15 protein-coding genes are annotated in these 17,931 nt (G+C 70.2%); 6 read left to right on the top strand and 9 right to left on the bottom strand.

Annotation, left to right across the window (positions count from 1 at the left end; genetic code table 11):
* The first annotated feature begins 32 nt into the window (after positions 1-32).
* Together Strain318_RS12670 and Strain318_RS12665 are read left to right on the top strand one after the other, a co-directional pair.
* Positions 33-734 (top strand): SURF1 family protein, encoded by a 702-nt coding sequence (locus Strain318_RS12670; RefSeq protein ID WP_367886061.1) that lies wholly within the window; start codon positions 33-35, stop codon positions 732-734.
* 63 nt (positions 735-797) lie between these two features.
* Positions 798-2,729, top strand: a complete 1,932-nt coding sequence (locus Strain318_RS12665; RefSeq protein ID WP_367886060.1) for an acyl-CoA dehydrogenase family protein — start codon at positions 798-800, stop codon at positions 2,727-2,729.
* Here Strain318_RS12665 and Strain318_RS12660 read toward each other — a convergent pair.
* Genes Strain318_RS12660 through mgtE form a run of 6 tightly spaced genes read right to left on the bottom strand, consistent with a single transcriptional unit; the run spans position 2,693 to position 8,306 of the window.
* Entirely contained in the window at positions 2,693-3,424 is a 732-nt protein-coding gene (locus Strain318_RS12660) for a c-type cytochrome (protein ID WP_367886059.1), read from the bottom strand. The two genes, Strain318_RS12665 and Strain318_RS12660, sit on opposite strands and share 37 nt — an antisense overlap.
* 20 nt (positions 3,425-3,444) lie before the next feature.
* Complete coding sequence (locus Strain318_RS12655) at positions 3,445-4,464, bottom strand: hypothetical protein (RefSeq protein WP_367886058.1); 1,020 nt, start codon at positions 4,462-4,464, stop codon at positions 3,445-3,447.
* A complete protein-coding gene (locus Strain318_RS12650; RefSeq protein WP_367886057.1) occupies positions 4,454-5,053 on the bottom strand; it encodes an RNA polymerase sigma factor in 600 nt (199 codons plus the stop codon). The genes Strain318_RS12655 and Strain318_RS12650 overlap by 11 nt, the downstream gene beginning before the upstream one ends.
* 55 nt (positions 5,054-5,108) lie before the next feature.
* On the bottom strand, positions 5,109-6,020 hold the full coding sequence (locus Strain318_RS12645; RefSeq protein ID WP_367886056.1) for a DMT family transporter: 912 nt from the start codon (positions 6,018-6,020) through the stop codon (positions 5,109-5,111).
* A complete protein-coding gene (locus tag Strain318_RS12640; protein WP_367887956.1) occupies positions 5,998-6,867 on the bottom strand; it encodes a DMT family transporter in 870 nt (289 codons plus the stop codon). The genes Strain318_RS12645 and Strain318_RS12640 overlap by 23 nt, the downstream gene beginning before the upstream one ends.
* A 23-nt stretch (positions 6,868-6,890) precedes the next feature.
* Entirely contained in the window at positions 6,891-8,306 is a 1,416-nt protein-coding gene (mgtE, locus tag Strain318_RS12635; protein WP_367886054.1) for a magnesium transporter, read from the bottom strand.
* Between the two features lie 253 nt (positions 8,307-8,559).
* Between mgtE and Strain318_RS12630 the strand changes: the two genes are divergently transcribed.
* The gene (locus Strain318_RS12630; RefSeq protein ID WP_367886053.1) at positions 8,560-11,091 is read left to right on the top strand and encodes a DUF5916 domain-containing protein; all 2,532 of its coding nucleotides are present in this window, start codon (positions 8,560-8,562) and stop codon (positions 11,089-11,091) included.
* A gap of 212 nt (positions 11,092-11,303) precedes the next feature.
* Here the strand turns inward: Strain318_RS12630 and Strain318_RS12625 are convergent, their stop codons facing one another.
* Positions 11,304-11,549, bottom strand: a complete 246-nt coding sequence (locus Strain318_RS12625; RefSeq protein WP_367886052.1) for a heavy-metal-associated domain-containing protein — start codon at positions 11,547-11,549, stop codon at positions 11,304-11,306.
* Positions 11,550-11,572: 23 nt separating this feature from the next.
* Here Strain318_RS12625 and Strain318_RS12620 point away from each other — a divergent pair, with 23 nt between their 5' ends.
* From Strain318_RS12620 to Strain318_RS12610, 3 genes are all read left to right on the top strand, one after another.
* Positions 11,573-12,445 (top strand): NAD(P)-dependent oxidoreductase, encoded by an 873-nt coding sequence (locus Strain318_RS12620; RefSeq protein ID WP_367886051.1) that lies wholly within the window; start codon positions 11,573-11,575, stop codon positions 12,443-12,445.
* Positions 12,446-12,563: 118 nt separating this feature from the next.
* Entirely contained in the window at positions 12,564-13,772 is a 1,209-nt protein-coding gene (locus Strain318_RS12615; RefSeq protein WP_367886050.1) for a cysteine desulfurase-like protein, read from the top strand.
* Between the two features lie 846 nt (positions 13,773-14,618).
* Entirely contained in the window at positions 14,619-15,347 is a 729-nt protein-coding gene (locus Strain318_RS12610) for a DUF2203 family protein (protein ID WP_367887921.1), read from the top strand.
* A 1-nt stretch (position 15,348) separates the two neighbouring features.
* Here Strain318_RS12610 and Strain318_RS12605 read toward each other — a convergent pair whose 3' ends face one another.
* Both Strain318_RS12605 and rnz read right to left on the bottom strand, forming a co-directional pair.
* Entirely contained in the window at positions 15,349-16,881 is a 1,533-nt protein-coding gene (locus tag Strain318_RS12605) for an OmpA family protein (RefSeq protein WP_367886049.1), read from the bottom strand.
* A 100-nt stretch (positions 16,882-16,981) separates the two neighbouring features.
* Complete coding sequence (rnz, locus tag Strain318_RS12600; protein ID WP_367886048.1) at positions 16,982-17,908, bottom strand: ribonuclease Z; 927 nt, start codon at positions 17,906-17,908, stop codon at positions 16,982-16,984.
* Positions 17,909-17,931: the final 23 nt, after the last annotated feature.

The following is a 17,931-nucleotide window of genomic DNA, read 5'->3' as shown; positions in this document are numbered from 1 at the left end:
CCGGCCAGCCCCCGTCCCAGCCGCCCGTACGCATGCGCGCCAAACGCCTCCTCGCCCTGCTCATCCCCCTCGCCTGCGCCGCGCTCTTCGTGCGCCTGGGCGTGTGGCAACTGGCGCGCCACCAGGAGCGGGTCGCCTTCAACGCGGGGCTCGCGGAACGCCTCGCCGCGGCGCCGGTTCCGCTCGAGGGGCAGGCCAGCGACACGGTCGGCGCCCGCTGGACGCAGGTCACCGTCAGCGGCTTCTTCCGCTACGACCTCGAGCAGATCCACGCCTCGCGGATCTCCAGTGGCTCGCCCGGCGTGCATCTCCTCACCCCGCTCGAGCGTCCGGGCCACGACACGCTTCTCGTCGTCACCCGCGGCTGGGTGTACTCGGCCGACGCGTCGAGCGCCGAGCTGCCGCGCTGGCGCGAGGGCGCGTTCGTCACGATCAGCGGGTACCTCGTCCCCATGCCGGACAGCGGACCGCCGCTGCCCGAGGATCGCCCGACGCTGATTCGCTCCCTGCATCGCAAGGCGCTCGAGACGCGGCTGGGGAAGCCGGTGTATCCCGTGCAGCTGGTCATGACCTCCGATTCCGCCGCGCGCGCCGACTCCGTGCCGCGGCGCCTGCCACTCCCAAGCATCGACATGGGGCCGCACCGCTCGTATGCGGCGCAGTGGTTCGCCTTCGCGATCATCGCCGTGGTCGGGGGCATCGTGCTGTTCCGCCGCACGCGGGGTAGTATTTAGGTACCCTCGCGGGAAGCCATGCGACCCGCATCGTTGGACCTACATCCCCTGGAGGTGGCCGACATGGCCAACCAGCCCCACGCCCTCGCCTCCGAGCAGGAGGCGCGCGACGTCGCCGAGGACGCGCGCGAGTCCGAGTGGCAGCATCCGAGCTTCGTGAAGGAGCTCTTTCTCGGCCGTTTCCGCCCCGAGCTCGTGCATCCATTTCCGGCGGACGATCCCGCCGCGATGCGCGACGCCGAGCCCTTCCTCAAGGCGCTCAAGCACTTCCTCGAGACCGAGTACGACGCCGATCTCGTCGACCGCACGGGCGAGATCCCCGAAGCCTACGTGCAGCGCCTCCGCGAACTCGGCGCCTTCGGCATCAAGATCCCCAAGGAGTACGGCGGCCTCGGCCTCTCGCAGATGGCCTATGTGAAGGCCATGGAACTCGTGACCAGCAAGTGCGGCTCGCTCTGCGCGCTGCTCTCGGCGTCGCAGTCCATCGGCGTGCCGCAGCCGCTCAAGCTGTTCGGGACGGAAGAGCAGAAGCGCGAGTTCTTCCCGCGCATCGCCAAGGGCGGCATCACGGCGTTTGCGCTCACGGAAGTGCACGCCGGCAGCGATCCCGCGAACATGACCACCACCGCGACGCCGTCGGAGGATGGCTCGCACTGGGTGATCAACGGCGAGAAGCTGTGGTGCACGAACGGCACCCGCGCGGATCTCTTCGTGGTGATGGCGCGCACGCCCGACCGCGAAGTGAACGGCAAGCTGCGCAAGAAGCAGATCACGGCGTTCATCGTCGACGCCAAGACGCCGGGCATCAGCATCAAGCACCGCAGCCGCTTCATGGGGCTCAACGCGATCGAGAACGGGTGGCTCTCCTTCCGCGACGTGAAGGTGCCCGCGAAGAACATCCTGTGGGGCGAGGGCAAGGGCCTCAAGCTGGCGCTGATCACGCTCAACACCGGGCGGTTGACGATTCCCGCGAGCGTGGCCGGCGCGACGAAGGGCCTCCTGCGCGGGGTGCGCCAATGGGCCAACGAGCGCGTGCAGTGGGGCCAGCCGGTGGGCAAGCACGAGGCCATCGCGCAGAAGCTCGCGCGCATGGGCGCCAGCGTGTTCGCCATGGAGTCCGTCGCGTATCTCTCGACGGCGTTGTACGAGCGCGGCGGCACGGACATCCGCCTCGAGGCGGCCATCGCCAAGATGTTCAACACTGAACTCGCTTGGCGCAGCGTCGACGACGCCCTGCAGATCCGCGGCGGTCGCGGCTACGAGACCGCGGACTCCCTGCGGGCGCGCGGGGAGACGCCGCTGCCCGTGGAGCGGGCGATGCGCGACTCGCGCATCAACCTGATCTTCGAAGGCTCCAGCGAGATCATGCGCCTGTTCATCGCCCGCGAGGCCGTGGACGCGCATTTCTCGCGGGCCTTCCCGATCGTCGACCCCAAGAGCACGCTCGGCACCCGCGTGAAGTACGCGACGGCCGCGGCGCCGTTCTATGCGAGCTGGTATCCCGCGCGCTGGCTGCCCGAGTTCCGCCGCTTCGGCGAGTTCGGCCGCAACGCGCATCACATGCGCTACGCGGCGCGCGCGACCAACCGACTCGGCCGCGCGCTGTTCCACGCGATGCTGCGCTTCGGGCCCAAGCTGGAGAAGCGCCAGATGGTGCTGTTCCGCGCCGTGGACATCGGGGCGGAGCTCTATGCGATGACCGCGACGCTCTCGCGCGCCCAGATGTTGGCGCGGCAGGGCAACCGCGAGGCCCTGCAACTCGCGGATGCGTTCTGCCGCGAGGCGCGTGAGCGCATCGAGGCGAGCTTCCGGGCGCTGTTCGGCAAGCACGATGTCGCGCTGTACAAGCTCGCGCAGGACGTGCTCAAGGGTGAGCATGCCTGGCTGGAGCAGGGCATCGTGGACGGCATGGGCGAGGCGGCGGCACCGAAGGTGGCCGCCTCACCCCAAGCCCCGACTCAGTCGCGCGACGCCACCGACCTCGCGTTGAGGTAACCGGCGATCGCGCGGGCCTCGTCCGCGCTAACTTCCAACTGCGGCATCACCGCGATCCGTGCCCCGAAGCGGGGCTGCTCCGGACGCAGTGATGCCGCATCGGTCATCTTCCGGACCAGGAAGTCGACCGGGAAGCTGCGACCCCCGAGTTCAGGACCGACCCGCATCTGCGGATAGTCCTCGAGCTGCGCGTCATCGCTCTTGGTGTGGCAGCCCACGCAGCCCTTCGCGATGAACAGCGCGCGGCCGCGTTCCTGAGCCGGAGCTTCGCTCGCATGCCCGCCGCTCGCGAGCGACACGTTGCTCGCGGCACTGCCGGCGCGCACCGCAATCGGCCAGAGATCGACGTTCCAGCCGTGGAAGTCCGTGTCCACCCGCACCATCAGCTTCTCCCCGTCCGGCACCGCGAAGGTCGCGCGGTACACGCCGGGCTGTCGTGTACGCTCCGCGGCGACACGCTGCCGACTGCCCAGCAGTGCACCGCTGCGGAGCTGCAGGGTCGGTTCGCGGCCGGCCAGCATCTCTTCGCCGTGCTGCCGCAGCGAGAACGTCAGGGTGACCCGCTCGCCCGCGACCACCGACTCCGGAAGCTCGTGTACCGTGAGCACTGCCCAGCCCCCGCGCATCGCCGGTGCCGCGGCCATCAACAGGACGGCTCCTGCACCACCGGCCAACATCGCCATCGCCTTCCGCATCGTCGCTCCCGCGCTCGAGGTCAGTCCATCACCCACAACCAGATGCGCTGTGCGGCCACCGCCCAGAGCGGGCCCGGCTCCTCGCCCCACATCGGATGCAGGGCGCGCCGCCAGCGATCGAGCATCTGACGGTTAAGCGCCAAGATTCCTTCCCTCGTCACCCCGGCCGGCCGCTCGGCGCGCTGCGCCAACGCCGCCGCGACGCGCGGGCGCTCCGCGGCATCCACGCGCTGCAGCAGGTGCCACAGGGTGATGCCGCTCGTCTGGTTCCGGATGTTCCACGGCGCGTGGACGTCGGCGCTATCGAGCGCGGCAATCACGAGGTCGAGGTCCACCCCGCGATCTGGCCGGCCCGACGCCAGCCGGCCGATTGCATCGCGTGCCTCGGCGGGCAGCGCCGCGTCATGCGGGATCCCGGGCGTCCCGTCCGCCGCAACGAGCGCCGTGAGTCCGGCGGGCACCACGCTGCGGACGCCGTCGTGCGCGAGCTCCACCCAGCCGACGCTCACCGACAACGCGGCGGCGCCGTCATCGCCGACCTCGAGTCGGTACGCGCAGCCGAGGTCCGTGGCCAAGACGGTCGGCGTCTCGACGAAGAAGAGCCGCGGCGGTGCGGCGATGACCGCTTCGATGGTGCCGCGCGCCAGCGCCAAGCGATGCTCGTTCCACGCGCCGCGCACGACACGCGCCTTCGCGCCGGGAGCAAGCGTGACGTGCCCGATGCGACCGACCGCCACGCGCATGGCCGCGCTGCCGGTCTCGACCCACGCGGTGTCCAGCGCCGCGGCGGGGGCCGGTCCCACGGCCATCCAGCGCTCCGGCGCGGCGAACTGACGGTAGACGCCAGCCACGATGCCCACCAACACGGCGGCGAGTGCCGCAGCCGCCGCAAACGGCAGCGGAACCCGCGCCGATCGAAGCGAGCCGCGATGCTGTCCGGCCCTCGCCTCGTCGAGCCGGGACCGAATGGCCGTCCACTGGCGCTCGGCGTCCGGCAGACGCGGTTCGCCCATGCCGCGACGGAACTCGTCAGGCCGCATCGTGCGACTCCTCTTCCCGAATGTCCCGACCCAAGCGCTGCGACAGCGCCGCGTGCGCGCGGCTCAGGCGCGAGGCCACGGTGCCCGCAGAGACGCCGAGCGCCGCAGCGATCTCGTCGTACGACAGGTCGTCGTAGTAGCGCATGAGCACGACCATGCGGAGCTTCGGCGAGAGCGCGTGCACGGCCTGCTGCAAGGCAGCGTCCTCACCGGCACTCCCCAGGGCCTCACGCTCCCATACGCCCACGTCAGTCTGCGGATGCAGCGGCTCCGGCATGTCGCCGACGAAGACGAAGCGGCGTCGCCGCCGCAGTTCGTCGATGCATGCGTTGGCCACGGATCGGTACAGATACGTCACGAGCCGCGCATCCTCGCGGAACCGCGTCGCCGACTGGAAGAACCGCACGAAGACCTCCTGGGTCGCATCCTGCGCGGCCGCCGCGTCCCCCCGCAGGTAGTGCAGGGCGACGCCGTACACCCGGTCCCGGTACCGATCGAAGACGACGCGTTGCGCCGAGGGCTCGCCACGGCGGCAGCCCTCGATCAGCGCCCGTTCATCCGGGGACGCAAGGGTGGGTGTTTCGGCCATCTGCGACACAGACGGAGCGACCGCAGGGATTCTTCCCTGCGCGGGACCGGACCCGCTACGCGACCCGGTCCCGCTTGACCTGCAGCAGCACCACCGCGGCGATGATCAGCGTGCCACCGAGCACGGTCGGCAGCGTCAACGCCTGCGAGAGCACCAGCACGCCGAGCAGCGCGGTGAGGAACGGCTCCACCGTCGAGACGATGGCCGTGCGCACCGGCCCCAACCGCACGAGCCCCATCAGGAAGAACACACCCGGCAGCACGGTGCTGAACAGCGTGAGCGCCGCGATCACCAGCCAGGTGCGCGGTTCCATCTGGTACGTGAACGACCGGTCGCTCACGGCGAGCACCAGGAAGCAGAGGGCAGAGCCGATCTTGCCGTAGGCGCTCACCGGCGCGACGGGATGGTCCTTCGCCAGTACGCGCATCATCGGGATGTAGGCACCGTAGATCGCCGCCGCGCCCAACGCCAAGGCCACGCCGCGCCAATCGAGTCCCGCCGACCCGGGGCTCGCGGCCGGAAGCCCGACCATCACGCCGATGCCCGCGAAGCTCAAGGCCAACGCCAGCGCGCGTCGTCCATCCAGACGCTCGGCGCCGCGCACGGCCTGCACCAGCGCCACCCACGCGGGATAGGTATAGAAGAGGAACGCGAGCGTCGCCGCCGGGATGTAGGCCAGCGCGCTCAGCGCCACGAACACCAACAGCGCCTGCCCGCCACCGCCGAGCGCGACGAGTCGAAGCATCTCGTTCGGCCGGATGCGCTTGTACTGCCGCGCGCCCACCCAGCCGACGAGCACCACGGCCGAAAGGGTATAGCGCCACGCGAGCACCGTCGCGAGCGAGAGACCCGTCGCCGTGGCCAGGGACGTGAGGATGCTCACCGCCGCAAAGCCAGCGGCCGCGAGCAGCGTGTAGAACGTGCCGGCGCCGAGGGCGCCGGCGTCAGGCCGCGTGGGGGAGTTCATCGGTCGGGGGCGAGGCGCGTTCGAGCACGAGGATGGCCGCGACGATGCAGGCGCCGCCGAGCAGCGTCGGCAGGCCGAGCGGCTGACGGAGGATCAGCAACGCGAGCACGGCAGTGAAGAGCGGTTCAGTGGTCGAGAGAATCGCGGCCCGCACGGCGCCCAACACCTCGAGCCCGCGCAGGAAGGTCAGGAAGGCAATCACCGTGCTGTACACCGCGAGCGTGCCGGCGGCGCTCCACGCGCCGATCGAGGTCATGGGCGCCAGCGCGCCACCCGTGCGCTCGGCGGCGACCAGGAAGATCGTCGCCGCACCGGCAATCAGGTACGCCGACGCGGCAGCGGGCGACAGCGGTCCGCGGAGGCGGTGCAGCAGCGGGATGTACAGCGCATAGATGATCGCCGAGAGCAGGGCGCGCCACACGCCTGGCCACGGGAGGGCGAGGTTCCACGGCGCCCCGACCATCAGCGTGATGCCGAACAGCGCGAAGCCCAGCGCCGCGATGCGGGTCGGCGTCAATCGCTCGGCGCCGGAGAGTGCCGCGAAGATCGCCACCCACGCCGGGTACGTATAGAACAGGAAGCCCAGCGACGCGGCCGGCATCCACGCGAGCGCGGAGAGCGAGAAGTACGTCACCAGCGACTGCCCGCCGCCGCCGATCACGAACAGCGCCACCGCGCGCCGCCAGGGCACGGCCGCCAGCTCCCGCCAACCGGCGATCGCCGCGAGGATCGGTGCCGCGAGCGCGTAGCGCCACGCCATCAACGGCAGCAGCCCGACGCCGATGCGCCCGCCCAGCGTCGTCACGATGCTCAACGAGACATACGCCGACGCCGCGATGATGACCAACAAGGCCGCCCGCCGGGGTGTTGTCAGAGCAGCGTCCCGCGCAGGAGGAGCAGCGCCATCGAGAAGTACAGCACCACGCCCGTCACGTCGACGAGCGTCGCGACCAGCGGCGCCGACGCGCTCGCGGGGTCGAAGCCCACCTTGCGCAGCACGAAGGGCAGCATCGCGCCGGTGAGCGTGCCGAAGAGCACGACGCCCAGCACTGTCGCGCCGATCGTCGTCGCGAGGACGCCATAGTGCTCGCCGAAGGGGTAGAACCCGGCCCATTGCCACACCACGATGCGCAGCGCGCCGACGATGCCCAGCAGCGCGCCGAGTACGAGGCCCATGCCGGCCTCGCGGAGCAGGACTCGCGTCCAGTCGCGCGCCCTGAGCTCCTGCAGGGCCATGGCCCGGATGATCAGCGACGTCGCCTGCGAGCCGGAGTTGCCGCCCGACGAGATGATCAGCGGCACGAACAGCGCGAGCACCGTGGCTGCGGAGATGGAATCCTCGAAGAAGCCCATCGCCGCCGCCGTGAACATCTGGCCCACGAAGAGCACGATGAGCCACGGCACGCGCTTCTTGAGCAGCTCGACGAAGCCCACCTGCAGGTATGGCTCTTCGAGCGCCTCGAGACCGCCGAACTTCTGCACGTCCTCCGTCTGCTCTTCCTGGATGACGTCGATGACGTCGTCCACGGTGATGACGCCGAGCAAGCGGCGGTCGGCATCCACCACCGGCACGGCGACGAGGTCGTAGTTGGACGTGAGCTGCACGACCGTCTCGCGGTGCGCGTCGGCGGGCACCGTGACGATCTCCGTCCACGCATTGTCGGCGACGCGCGTGCCTTCGGGCGCCGCCAGGAGTTCGCGGAGCGACATCACGCCCGTGAGCACGCCCTGTGCGTCCACCACGTAGATCGTCTGCATCGCCTCGCGTCGCCCCGCGCGGGCGATGGCCCGTACGGTGGCCAGCGCCTCGTCGACCGTCTGCGATTCCGGGACCGAAACGAACTCGGTGGTCATGAGACCGCCGGCCGTGTCGGCTTCGTACTGGAGCAGCCGCTCGGTCTCGGCGCGCTCGCGTTCGGGAATCGCCTCGAGGATCTCGTCGGCGACGTCCTCGTCCATTTCCTCGAGCGCGTCGGCGCGCTCGTCCGGCGTCATCGCGGCGATCAGCGCGGCCGCCTGCTCCGGCGCCATGGTCTCGAGCAGCTCGGTCCGCAGCTCCTCGCCGAGGTACTCGAGCACGGCAGCCGCGCGCGGGGCCGGGAGCGCGGCGAGCAGCTGCGGCACCAGCGCGCGATCGATCAGCTCGGCGACGTCGGCGAGGTCGGCAGCGTGCAGCTCCTCCGTCTCCGCGGCGATGCTGCGCGGATCCGTCTCGAGCAAGTCCAGGATATCGGGCGCCAGTAGCGCGGCCAGGGACCGCTCGGGCTCGTCGGGCGCTTGTTGCACGGAAGGACCTCGCCGGGGGCACGGCGGCTCGCGCGCGCTCGCGCGAACCTATTGAGGCGGAAGGGGATGCCCGAAGCTAAACCGCCCGCGCAGCGGGTGGAACCCGCGCCCTGACCAAGGCGCCAACGGAAGGACGCAACCCTTCTGCACGTCGGTTTGTCGAAACAGGCAACCGAAGCCGCGCGTAGGCTCGCCTACGTCGTCCCACGCAGGGCCCGACCCCCACCGGGTACCTCATACACCCGGATGCTCCATGTTCGTCGAACTCGCCCTGGCCTTCCAGACGGTGGTGGCCGCAGGCCCTGCCACCCCGCCGCGCGAAGGGATCTTCGTGCCGCCGGCACCGAAGACGGTTCCCGCTCCGACCGCGCGCGGCGCGACGGCGATGCGCGCGGCGACGCCCCCCGTCCTCGATGGCGTGGACTCCGATCCCATCTGGCGCGACGCGCCGGCGATCACGCAGTTCCGCCAGCACGATCCCGTGGAAGACGGCGATCCGCGCTATCGCACCGAGGCGCGCGTCGCCTATGACGACCGCTACCTGTACGTGTTCGTGCGCGCCTTCGATCCGTCGCCCGATTCGGTGATGGCCTTCCTCTCGCGGCGCGACGCGCGCACGCAGAGCGACTACCTGCACCTGATGGTCGACAGCTACCACGACAAGCGCACGGGCTTCCGGTTCACCGTGAACCCGCTGGGCGTGAAGCGCGACGTGTACATCTCCAACGACGGCAACGAGGATCTCTCGTGGGACGGCGTGTGGGACGCGGTCACGAAGGTCGACGAGCAGGGGTGGACGGCCGAGTATCGCATCCCGTTCAGCCAGCTCCGGTTCCCGGCGGCCGAGGCACACACCTTCGGCTTCGCCATCTGGCGCGACATCGCGCGGCACAACGAGCGCATCTCGTGGCCGCTCTACCGCCGCACGCAGATGGGCTTCGTCTCGCAGTGGGGCGAGGTGGATGGCTTCGAGGGCATCGCCAGCCCGCGCCGTCTCGAGGTGCTGCCGTACTCGGTGTCGACCGACGCGCCGCGTCCGACGGCGAACGGCTACGCGCGCCAGCAGACCATCACCTTCGGCGCGGACGTGAAGTACGGCATCACGTCGAATCTCACGCTGGACGCGACCGCGAATCCCGACTTCGGCCAAGTCGAGGCGGACCCCGCGGTGCTGAATCTCGGCGCGTTCGAGCAGTTCTTCGAGGAGCGTCGGCCGTTCTTCCTGGAAGGCGCGGGCATCTTCAACTTCGCCAACAACCTGTTCTACTCGCGCCGCGTGGGCCGCGCCCCGCAGCTGGGCGGCGTCTATGCCGCGCAGGACAATCCGCTGAACACGACGATCCTCGGCGCCGCCAAGATCACCGGCCGCACGGCGAGCGGGCTCAACGTGGGCTTCATTGACGCCGTGACGCAGCAGGAGCTCGGGGCCGACGCACGGACGATCGAGCCGCAGACCAACTACATGGTGCTACGGCTGCAGCAGGACCTGCGGCAGGGCAACTCGGGCTTCGGCGTGATGGCGACGGCCACCAACCGCTCGCTGGACGCCGACACGCGCCGCTTCCTGCGCGAGGGCGCCTATGCCTTCGGGCTCGACGCACGCCACCGCTTCGGCGAGAACAACAACTACCAGATCAGCGGCTCGGCCGTCGGTTCGCACGTGACCGGCAGCGAGGAAGCCATCTGGCGCACGCAGCGCAGCGCGGTGCAGCAGTTCCAACGGCCGGACTCGCCGCTGGAAGTGGACTCGACGCGCACGTCGCTGAGCGGTACGCGCTTCAACGCCAGCATCGGCAAGCAGGGCGGCGGCGTCACGCGCTTCAACACCGGCGTGACGCGCATCAGCGCCGGCTACGAGGTGAACGACGCCGGCTTCCAGCCCCGCGCCGACTTCACGGAGAACGGCAACTGGTTCGGGCTCAACTTCGTCGAGCCCACGAAGTTCTACCGCCGCCTGTTCGTGAATATCAACCAGTGGAACAACTGGACCACCGACGGCCTGCGCCTCAACAGCGGCGGAAACATCAACGTCAACGGTGAGCTGCCGAACCAGTGGTGGTTCTGGGCGGGCTACAACGTGAACGGCATCGGCGAGGTCTATGACGACCGCGTGACGCGCGGCGGCCCCGCGCTGCGCCGCAACTTGCGCCAGAACGCTTGGCTGGGCTTCGAGACCGACGGGCGCAAGCCGGTCACCGGCACGCTCCAGGGCTTCTTCGTCTTCAAGGACGCCTCTGGCTCGTCGGAGTGGGGCCTCGATCCCGAGGTGAATTTCCGCGCCGGTGGCAGCGTGCAGGGCAGTGTCGCGCTCAACTACTACGAAGGCGTGAACGACCAGCAGTGGTACAACAACTTCGCGACGCCGGGCGGCACGGCGTACACCTTCGCGCGGCTCGACCAGACGACCATGGGCGTGACGACGCGGTTGGACTACACGATGACCCCGACGCTGTCGCTGCAGCTGTATGCCCAGCCCTTCGTCACGGCCGGCGACTACTCGGAGCTCAAGCAGGTGGTCGACCCCGGCGCCGAACGCTACGAGGACCGGTTCGCGCCGTACACGGCGGCCACGCCGACCGACTTCAACTTCAAGCAGTTCCGCTCGAACACCGTGCTGCGCTGGGAGTACCGCCCGGGGTCCGTGCTGTTCTTCGTCTGGCAGCAGGGCCGCCAGGACGACCGGAACCCGGGGTCGTTCGAGTTCGGCCGCGACTACGGCGACCTGTTCCGCACCCGCTCGGATAACACCTTCCTGATCAAGGCGTCGTACTGGTTCAGCCTGTAGGCCCTGAAACCCGGTAAACCCTCCGCCCGTAGGCGGTGTCAGAAGAAGTGCAGGACCCGAGAGTGCGAGCGGCAGCGGGGTGGCGTCGGTGCTGGTGGGGGACCGGCCCACCCCCTGCCCGCTCAACTCGAAGGGGGTTCACTACGCAGGGTACATCCACGGGGCGTCACGCGATGTTGTGAAGGGCATCGCGCGGCGCCCCGTGGCGCGTCCTAGAGCGTTGGCAGCTGACGGGCCAGACGCCGCACGTCCGTCACCGCGAACCCCAGCGCCGCAATCGCCGCGCGGAGCTCCGCCACAACGGCGTCGATCTCAGCCTCCGAGCGCGACAACTCCAGCTCCGCACGCCCCAGCTCCACCTCCGCACGCGTCACGCCCTCCACGCCGGCCAACGCGGCGAACACCGCGTGCTTGGCGTGCACGGCCACCATGCCGGAGATCATGAGCTCGAGGCGCATCAGGGGAAGTTACATTCTTCCCCATGCAGACCGCCTTCCTCGGCCTCGGTGCCATCGGCACGCCCATGGCGCGCCACCTCGCCGCCAAGTTCGCCGGCACCCGCATCTGGAATCGCACGGCCGCGAAGGCCGCCGCCTTCGTCGCGCAGTACGGCGGCATGCACGCGGCCACGCCCGCCGCGGCGGCCCGCGACGCGGACGTCGTCATCACCTGCTTCCCCGTGTCGCGCGACGTAGAGTCGTTGCTCGACGGCCCGGACGGGCTGCTGGCCGGACTGAGGCCGGGCAGCACGCTCGTGGACTGCACCTCCGGGGACCCGGCGACGTCGAAGCGCATTGCCGCGCGACTGGCCGAGCGCGGCATCGGTTTCCTCGACGCACCGGTCTCCGGCGGTGTCGTGGGCGCCGAGGCGGCGGCCCTGACAGTGATGATCGGCGGCGACGCCGCGACGCTCGAGCGCGTGCGCCCCGCCCTCGAGGCCTTCGGCAAGCGCATCGTGCACTGCGGCCCTGTCGGTGCGGGCGATGCGGTGAAGGCCGTGAACAACGCGCTGCTCGCGCAGCACATCATCGGCACGGCCGAAGGCCTCATGGCGCTGGAGCGCGCCGGCGTGGATCCCGCGCTCGCGCTCGACGTCATCAACAACTCCAGTGGCCGCAGCAACGCGTCGATGAATCTCTTCCCGGAGCGCGTGCTGACGAAGGCGTATCCGCGCACCTTCCGCCTCGCGCTGCTCGACAAGGACGTGGGCATCGCGCTGCAAGTCGCGCGCGACGCGGGGGTGACGGCACCCATGCTTGAGCTCGCGAGCCAGCGCTACCGCGACGCGCATGCGGCGATGGGCGAAGAGGCCGATCACGTGGAGATCGTGAAGTGGCTGCGAGGGGAATCCTGACACACGTCGAGGTGAAGACCTCGACAGAGTTTGGACTAACGGGTCCGACGAGGCCCTGCGTACTATCTTCGGTCTAAGAGAGCAAAATCCCCCTCGTCGTCCCGGAATCTTCCCCCCGATGAATTCCGTCCGTCCGCATTTCCCCGCGCTCCAGCGCACGCATAACGGCCGCCCGGTCGCGTACTTCGATGGTCCCGGCGGCACGCAGGTCCCGCGGATGGTCGTGGATGCGATGACGCAGTACCTGCTGCACCACAATGCCAACACGCATTGGGTGTACCCAACCAGCCTCGAGACCGACGCCAAGCTGCTCGCGGCGCGCGAGACGATCGCCGACTTCCTCAACGCGTCGCCGCGCGAGGTGTCGTTCGCCAACAACATGACGACGGGGACCTTCCACCTCGCGCGCGCGCTGGGCCGCACCTGGGGCCCGGGCGACGAGATCGTCGTCACCGAACTCGACCACCACGCGAACATCGCGCCGTGGCGGGCGCTCGAGCGCGAGCGCGGGCTCACGATCCGCAAGGTGAAGGTGGATACGACGCGCGGTGAGCTCGATTGGTCGTCGCTCGAGGATACGCTGTCGCAGCGCACCAAGCTGCTGGCGATCGGTGCCGGCTCGAACGCGCTCGGCACGGTGACCGACGTCGCCGCCGCGGCGCGCCTCGCCCACGACGTCGGTGCGCTGGTCTACGTGGACGCCGTGCACTACGCGCCGCATCACCTCGTCGACGTGAAGGCCTTCGATTGCGACTTCCTCGGCTGCTCGGCCTACAAGTTCTACGGCCCGCACGTCGGCATCATCTTCGGTAAGGAAGCGCAGCTGGGGCGTCTGGATGTACCGAAGTTGGAGCCGGCGCCGGAGCAGGTGCCGGAGCGCATGGAGACGGGCACGCAGAACCACGAGGGCATCGTCGGCGCGGCCGCGGCCGTGGAGTTCCTCGCGTCGCTCGGGGAAGGCGCGACGCGCCGCGACCGCCTGGCCTCCGCCTTCCACACCCTGCACGAGGACGGGATGACGCTGGTGCGTCGCCTCTGGGACGGCCTCGGCACGATTCCCGGTGTCACGCGCTACGGGCCGGGTCCGGATCGTCCGCGCACGCCGACGGTGAGCTTTACGGTCGACGGCGTGAAGAGCGACGACGTGGCGAAGGCTCTCGTCAAGCACGCGGTCTTCGTCAGCAGCGGCGACTTCTATGCCACGACGCTCGTGCGCCTCCTCGGGCACGGCGACGACGGCCTCGTGCGCGTCGGCGCCGCCTGCTACACGACGATGGAGGAGATCGAGCGGCTGCTCGCTGCCGTATCCGAGGTCGCGAAGCGCTAGAGCGGACGGGCTATATTGCGGGCATGCCGTCCCGCGCCCTGCTGCTGACGATCGCCTGCCTCGGCGCGCTGGCCTGTGAGCGGGTCGACCCGCCGCCGCCGGCCCCGCCGGCCGAGTTTCTCGTGGCCGCCGGCGACTCCGTGTTCTGGATCCGCTCCGAGGCCGATGGCATTCGCGTGCGCGGCGCGCCCATGCTGCTCGCGATGGTCGGGGGGCGCCTCTCCGAGCTCTACGTCACGGACGAGGATCTCTCGTTCTACGACGCGATCTACGTCGGGCAACGCCTCTACAAGCGCGACCTCGTGAACGGCGACTCGGTGCAGCTCTTCGCCGACACGCTGATGCGCGCCCTCGCGCGGGGCTACGCCGCGGCGAATCCCGAGGAGCTCCCGCTCGGTGAAGAAGAAGCCGGCAGCGAAGATCCACGCATCGTCGCGAGCGCGGAGATCGTCGTGCTCGACATCATGGGTCCATGGGCCTCCTACGAGTACCGCACGGATGTGGACGTGATCGGGCGGCCATCGTCGTTCGGACTGCGGCGCGGCGTGCTCGACCTGCGCACGGGGGTGCCGAGCACGCTCGAGGCGCTGTTCGGTCGTCAGGAGGCGCGCCGACTGGCCGCGGAAGGCCAACGCCAATGGCGGGAGCTGCGCGACTCCACGCTCGCCGCCGCGGCGGGCGCGTCCGACGGCGAGTCGCTGCGCGCGGAGTACGAGCGTCTTGCCTTCGACGCACGAAGCTTCGGGTTGCAGGCGCAGGACCGGCGGCCGCTGGTGCAGTTCACGTTGGTGCAGCGTGGGGCGCTGCACGCGGCCGAGGCGACGCAACTGGGACCGATCGCCATCGATGAACCCGCGTGGTGGCCGACGCTGGCCGACGCGTATCCCGAGGTTGAGGGCGACGGCGAGCGGCGCTGGCCCCGCGGCGACTACACGGTGGTCGCGCGCCCGGCCCCCGGGCAGGTGCCGCGGGTGGCCTTCGCGCTGCGTGACGCCGGCGGGCAGGAGTGGCCCCTGGGCTTCGTGCCCGCGCCCGTGCAACGGCTCATGTGGCTCGAGGATTCCTTGGTCGTTCCCGGTACGCGCGAGGCGCTCGTGCGCGCCTTCGACGAGGCCGCCCTGTACGGCGACGAGACTCGCGTCGCGTCCGTCCCTTCCACGCGTAACTTCCGCAGCCATGAACGCCACCGCCCACGCCCTCTGGACCCCCGAACGCGCCAACAAGGCGTTGCCGCTCCTGCGGCGTATCACGGACGACCTGGTGCTGGGCTACCGCCGCTGGCAGGAGCTGGTGGAGCGCTACGAGCTGGCGTCGCTGCGCAGCACGCCGACCGCGCAGGATCCCGAGGCGGAGCGGCTCCAGCTCGAGGTGCAGCGCGCAGCCGCGGACGTGCAGGCCTGCCTCGCTGAGCTCGAGGCGCTGGGCGTCGAGTGCAAGAGCATGGAGCAGGGGCTCATCGACTTTCCCGGTGAGCGCGACGGCGAACCGGTGTACTGGTGCTGGATGCGCGGCGAAGCCCGCGTCGCGCACTGGCATGCGCGCGACGCGGGCTTCGCCGGCCGTCAGCCGCTGTAAGTCAGTTCGTCCGGCGTAGCTCCACGCGCCGGTTCTGCGCGCGGCCCTGCGGCGTGGTGTTCGAGGCCGCCGGTTGCGTCGGGCCGTAGCCACGCGCCGTCAGGCGGTTCGCCGCCACGCCCTTGCTGATGAGGTACTGCCGCACCGCATCGGCGCGGGCCTGCGAGATGCGCGTGTTGTTGGCCACCGAGCCGGTGTTGTCGGTGTGCCCTTGGACCTCGAGGTTCACCTCGGGTGCGGCGACGAGCGATTCGGCCACGCGATCGAGGATCGCCTGCGACTCCGCCGTCAGCACGGCGCGCCCCGTCTCGAAGTTCACGCCTTCGAGGACGATGTTGCGTTGGCCTTCCTCGAAGACGATCTGGCAGCCGCGGGCATCGACGCGCGTGCCGGGCGGCGTGTTCGGGCAGCGGTCATCGATGTCCCGGACGCCGTCGCCGTCCGCGTCGATCGGGACCGGACAGCCGTTGGCGTCCACGCGGACACCCGCGGGTGTCGCGGAGCAGCGGTCGGCGTTGTCGAGCACGCCATCGCCGTCTTCGTCGGCGGGGCACCCGTTGGCGTTCACCGGCGTACCGGCGGGCGTGTTGGGGCAGCGATCGAGGTTGTCCGGTACGTTGTCCCCGTCGGCGTCGCGCGGGCAGCCGTTGGCGTCGACGGGCGTGCCGGCGGGCGTGTTCGGGCAGCGGTCGGCGATGTCGATGACGGTGTCGCCGTCCGAATCGCGCGGGCAGCCGCTCGCATCGACCGGCTGTCCCGCCGGCGAGTTCGCGCAGCGGTCGGCGGTGTCGAGGACGCCGTCGCCGTCGCTGTCGAGCGGGCAGCCGCTGGCGTCGACCGGCGTGCCGGCCGGCGTGTTGGCGCAGCGATCCGCGACATCGGGCACGCGGTCGCCATCGGCGTCGGGCTGGCAGCCCTGTGCGTTGACCGTCGCGCCAACCGGGGTGTCTGCACAGAGGTCGACACGATCGAGCACGCCGTCGCGGTCCCGGTCCGGCGGCGGGAAGCGCAGCGAGAGGCCGGCCTGCAGGTGGAGATTTGCGGCCTCGGGGCCGGCGGCATCGTAGCGCGCGACCGGCAAGTGGTCGTACACGGCGTCCACGCGCAGCGCGAGGCGCCGCGTGAAGTTCATCTGCAGGCCGGCGATCGCGGACACGCCGTCGGCCTCGAGCGAGCCGTTGGGCTGGATGCCGTTGGTGCGATCGCGCACCCAGCCGGCACCGAGGATGAAGGCGACGCCGTCATTGAAGCGGAAGTGCCGCGCGAGATGCAGGTGCAGCGGCGACTGCCGCGCCTCCGGCGTGTCCGCAGTGGTCGTGAGCGCGTGGGTGACTTCGAGCGCCACGTTCGGGAACATGAAGATGCCGAGCCGTCCGCCGAACCCGACTCCCGGTTCCGCCGCAGCGCGTTCGTCGAGCTGCGAGTACCGGAAGAGACCGGCGAGGTCCACTGTCCCGGACGCTTGGGCGTCCAGCGATGTGCCAGCGGTCATCAGCGCCGCGAGAGCGGCGAGCATCCGAGTCGAGCGCGTCACGGGAATCTCCGGTCGTGGGGACGGACCATGGTATGCTGTCGTCGGGTACACGAGGGCGCAATACCGTTATATGACGGCGCGACCCGGCGCTCGCGTCACATCAGGGCGCTTGATCCGGAAACGGAACCTCGAGTTCCATGCCGTCCTTGGCGAGGATGACCTCACCCGTGAACACCTCGCGCGCCTCGCGGCCCAGGTCGCTCGGGTCGCGCGAATAGCGCGCCGAGAAGTGCGTGAGCGCCAGGCGCTTCACGCCGGCCATTTTGGCGACCGTCGCCGCCTCGCGCGCCGTCGAGTGCATCGTTTCCATGGCCCGCGCGGCCTCTTCGTCGCCGAAGGTGGCCTCGTGCACCAAGAGGTCCGCGCCCACCGCGTGCTCGATGGTCGCCGCGCAGGGCCGCGTGTCGCCGGTGATGACGACGCGGCGCCCCGGGCGCTCCGGCCCCACGAGCTCGCTGGGCGCGATGCGGCGGCCGTCGTCGAGCGTGATGGTCTCGCCCTTGTGGATGCGGCCCCAGAGCGGACCTTCGGGGATGCCCAACGCGCGGGCATGGTCGGGGTCGAAGCGCCCGCGGCGGATGTCTTCGACGAGCGCGAAGCCCAGCGCCGCGCCCTTGCGGTGCTCCACGTCGAAGGCGCGGATCTCGTAGTCCTTGCGGCGCACTACCGCGCCGTGCTCGAGATCGGTCACGGTCAGCGGAAACGTGAGCTTCTCGTTGCCCAAGCCTTCGGCGCGCTTGAACAGCGCCTGTGCGCCCTTCGGCCCCCAGATGCGCAGGGGCTGCTCGCGCAGCTGCAGCGCCAGCGTCTTCAGCAATCCCAGCGCCCCGAGAAAGTGATCGGTGTGGAAGTGCGTGAAGAAGATGTCCTCGAGCGTGAACCCGACGCCGTAGCGCATCATCTGCCGCTGCGTGCCTTCGCCGCAGTCGAACATGAGCGTCTCGCCGTCGCGTGCGAGCGCGATGGACGAGAGGCCGCGTTCGACCGTGGGGCGGGAGGCGGAGGTGCCGAGGAACGTCAGGTGCATCCCGGCAAATCTAAGGCCTGACG

It is taken from the genome of Pseudogemmatithrix spongiicola (assembly GCF_030623445.1).
In the GTDB taxonomy this organism is placed as follows: domain Bacteria; phylum Gemmatimonadota; class Gemmatimonadetes; order Gemmatimonadales; family Gemmatimonadaceae; genus Pseudogemmatithrix; species Pseudogemmatithrix spongiicola.
Note: the sequence above shows the minus strand (reverse complement) of the source record. Positions and strands in the feature narration are given on the sequence as shown.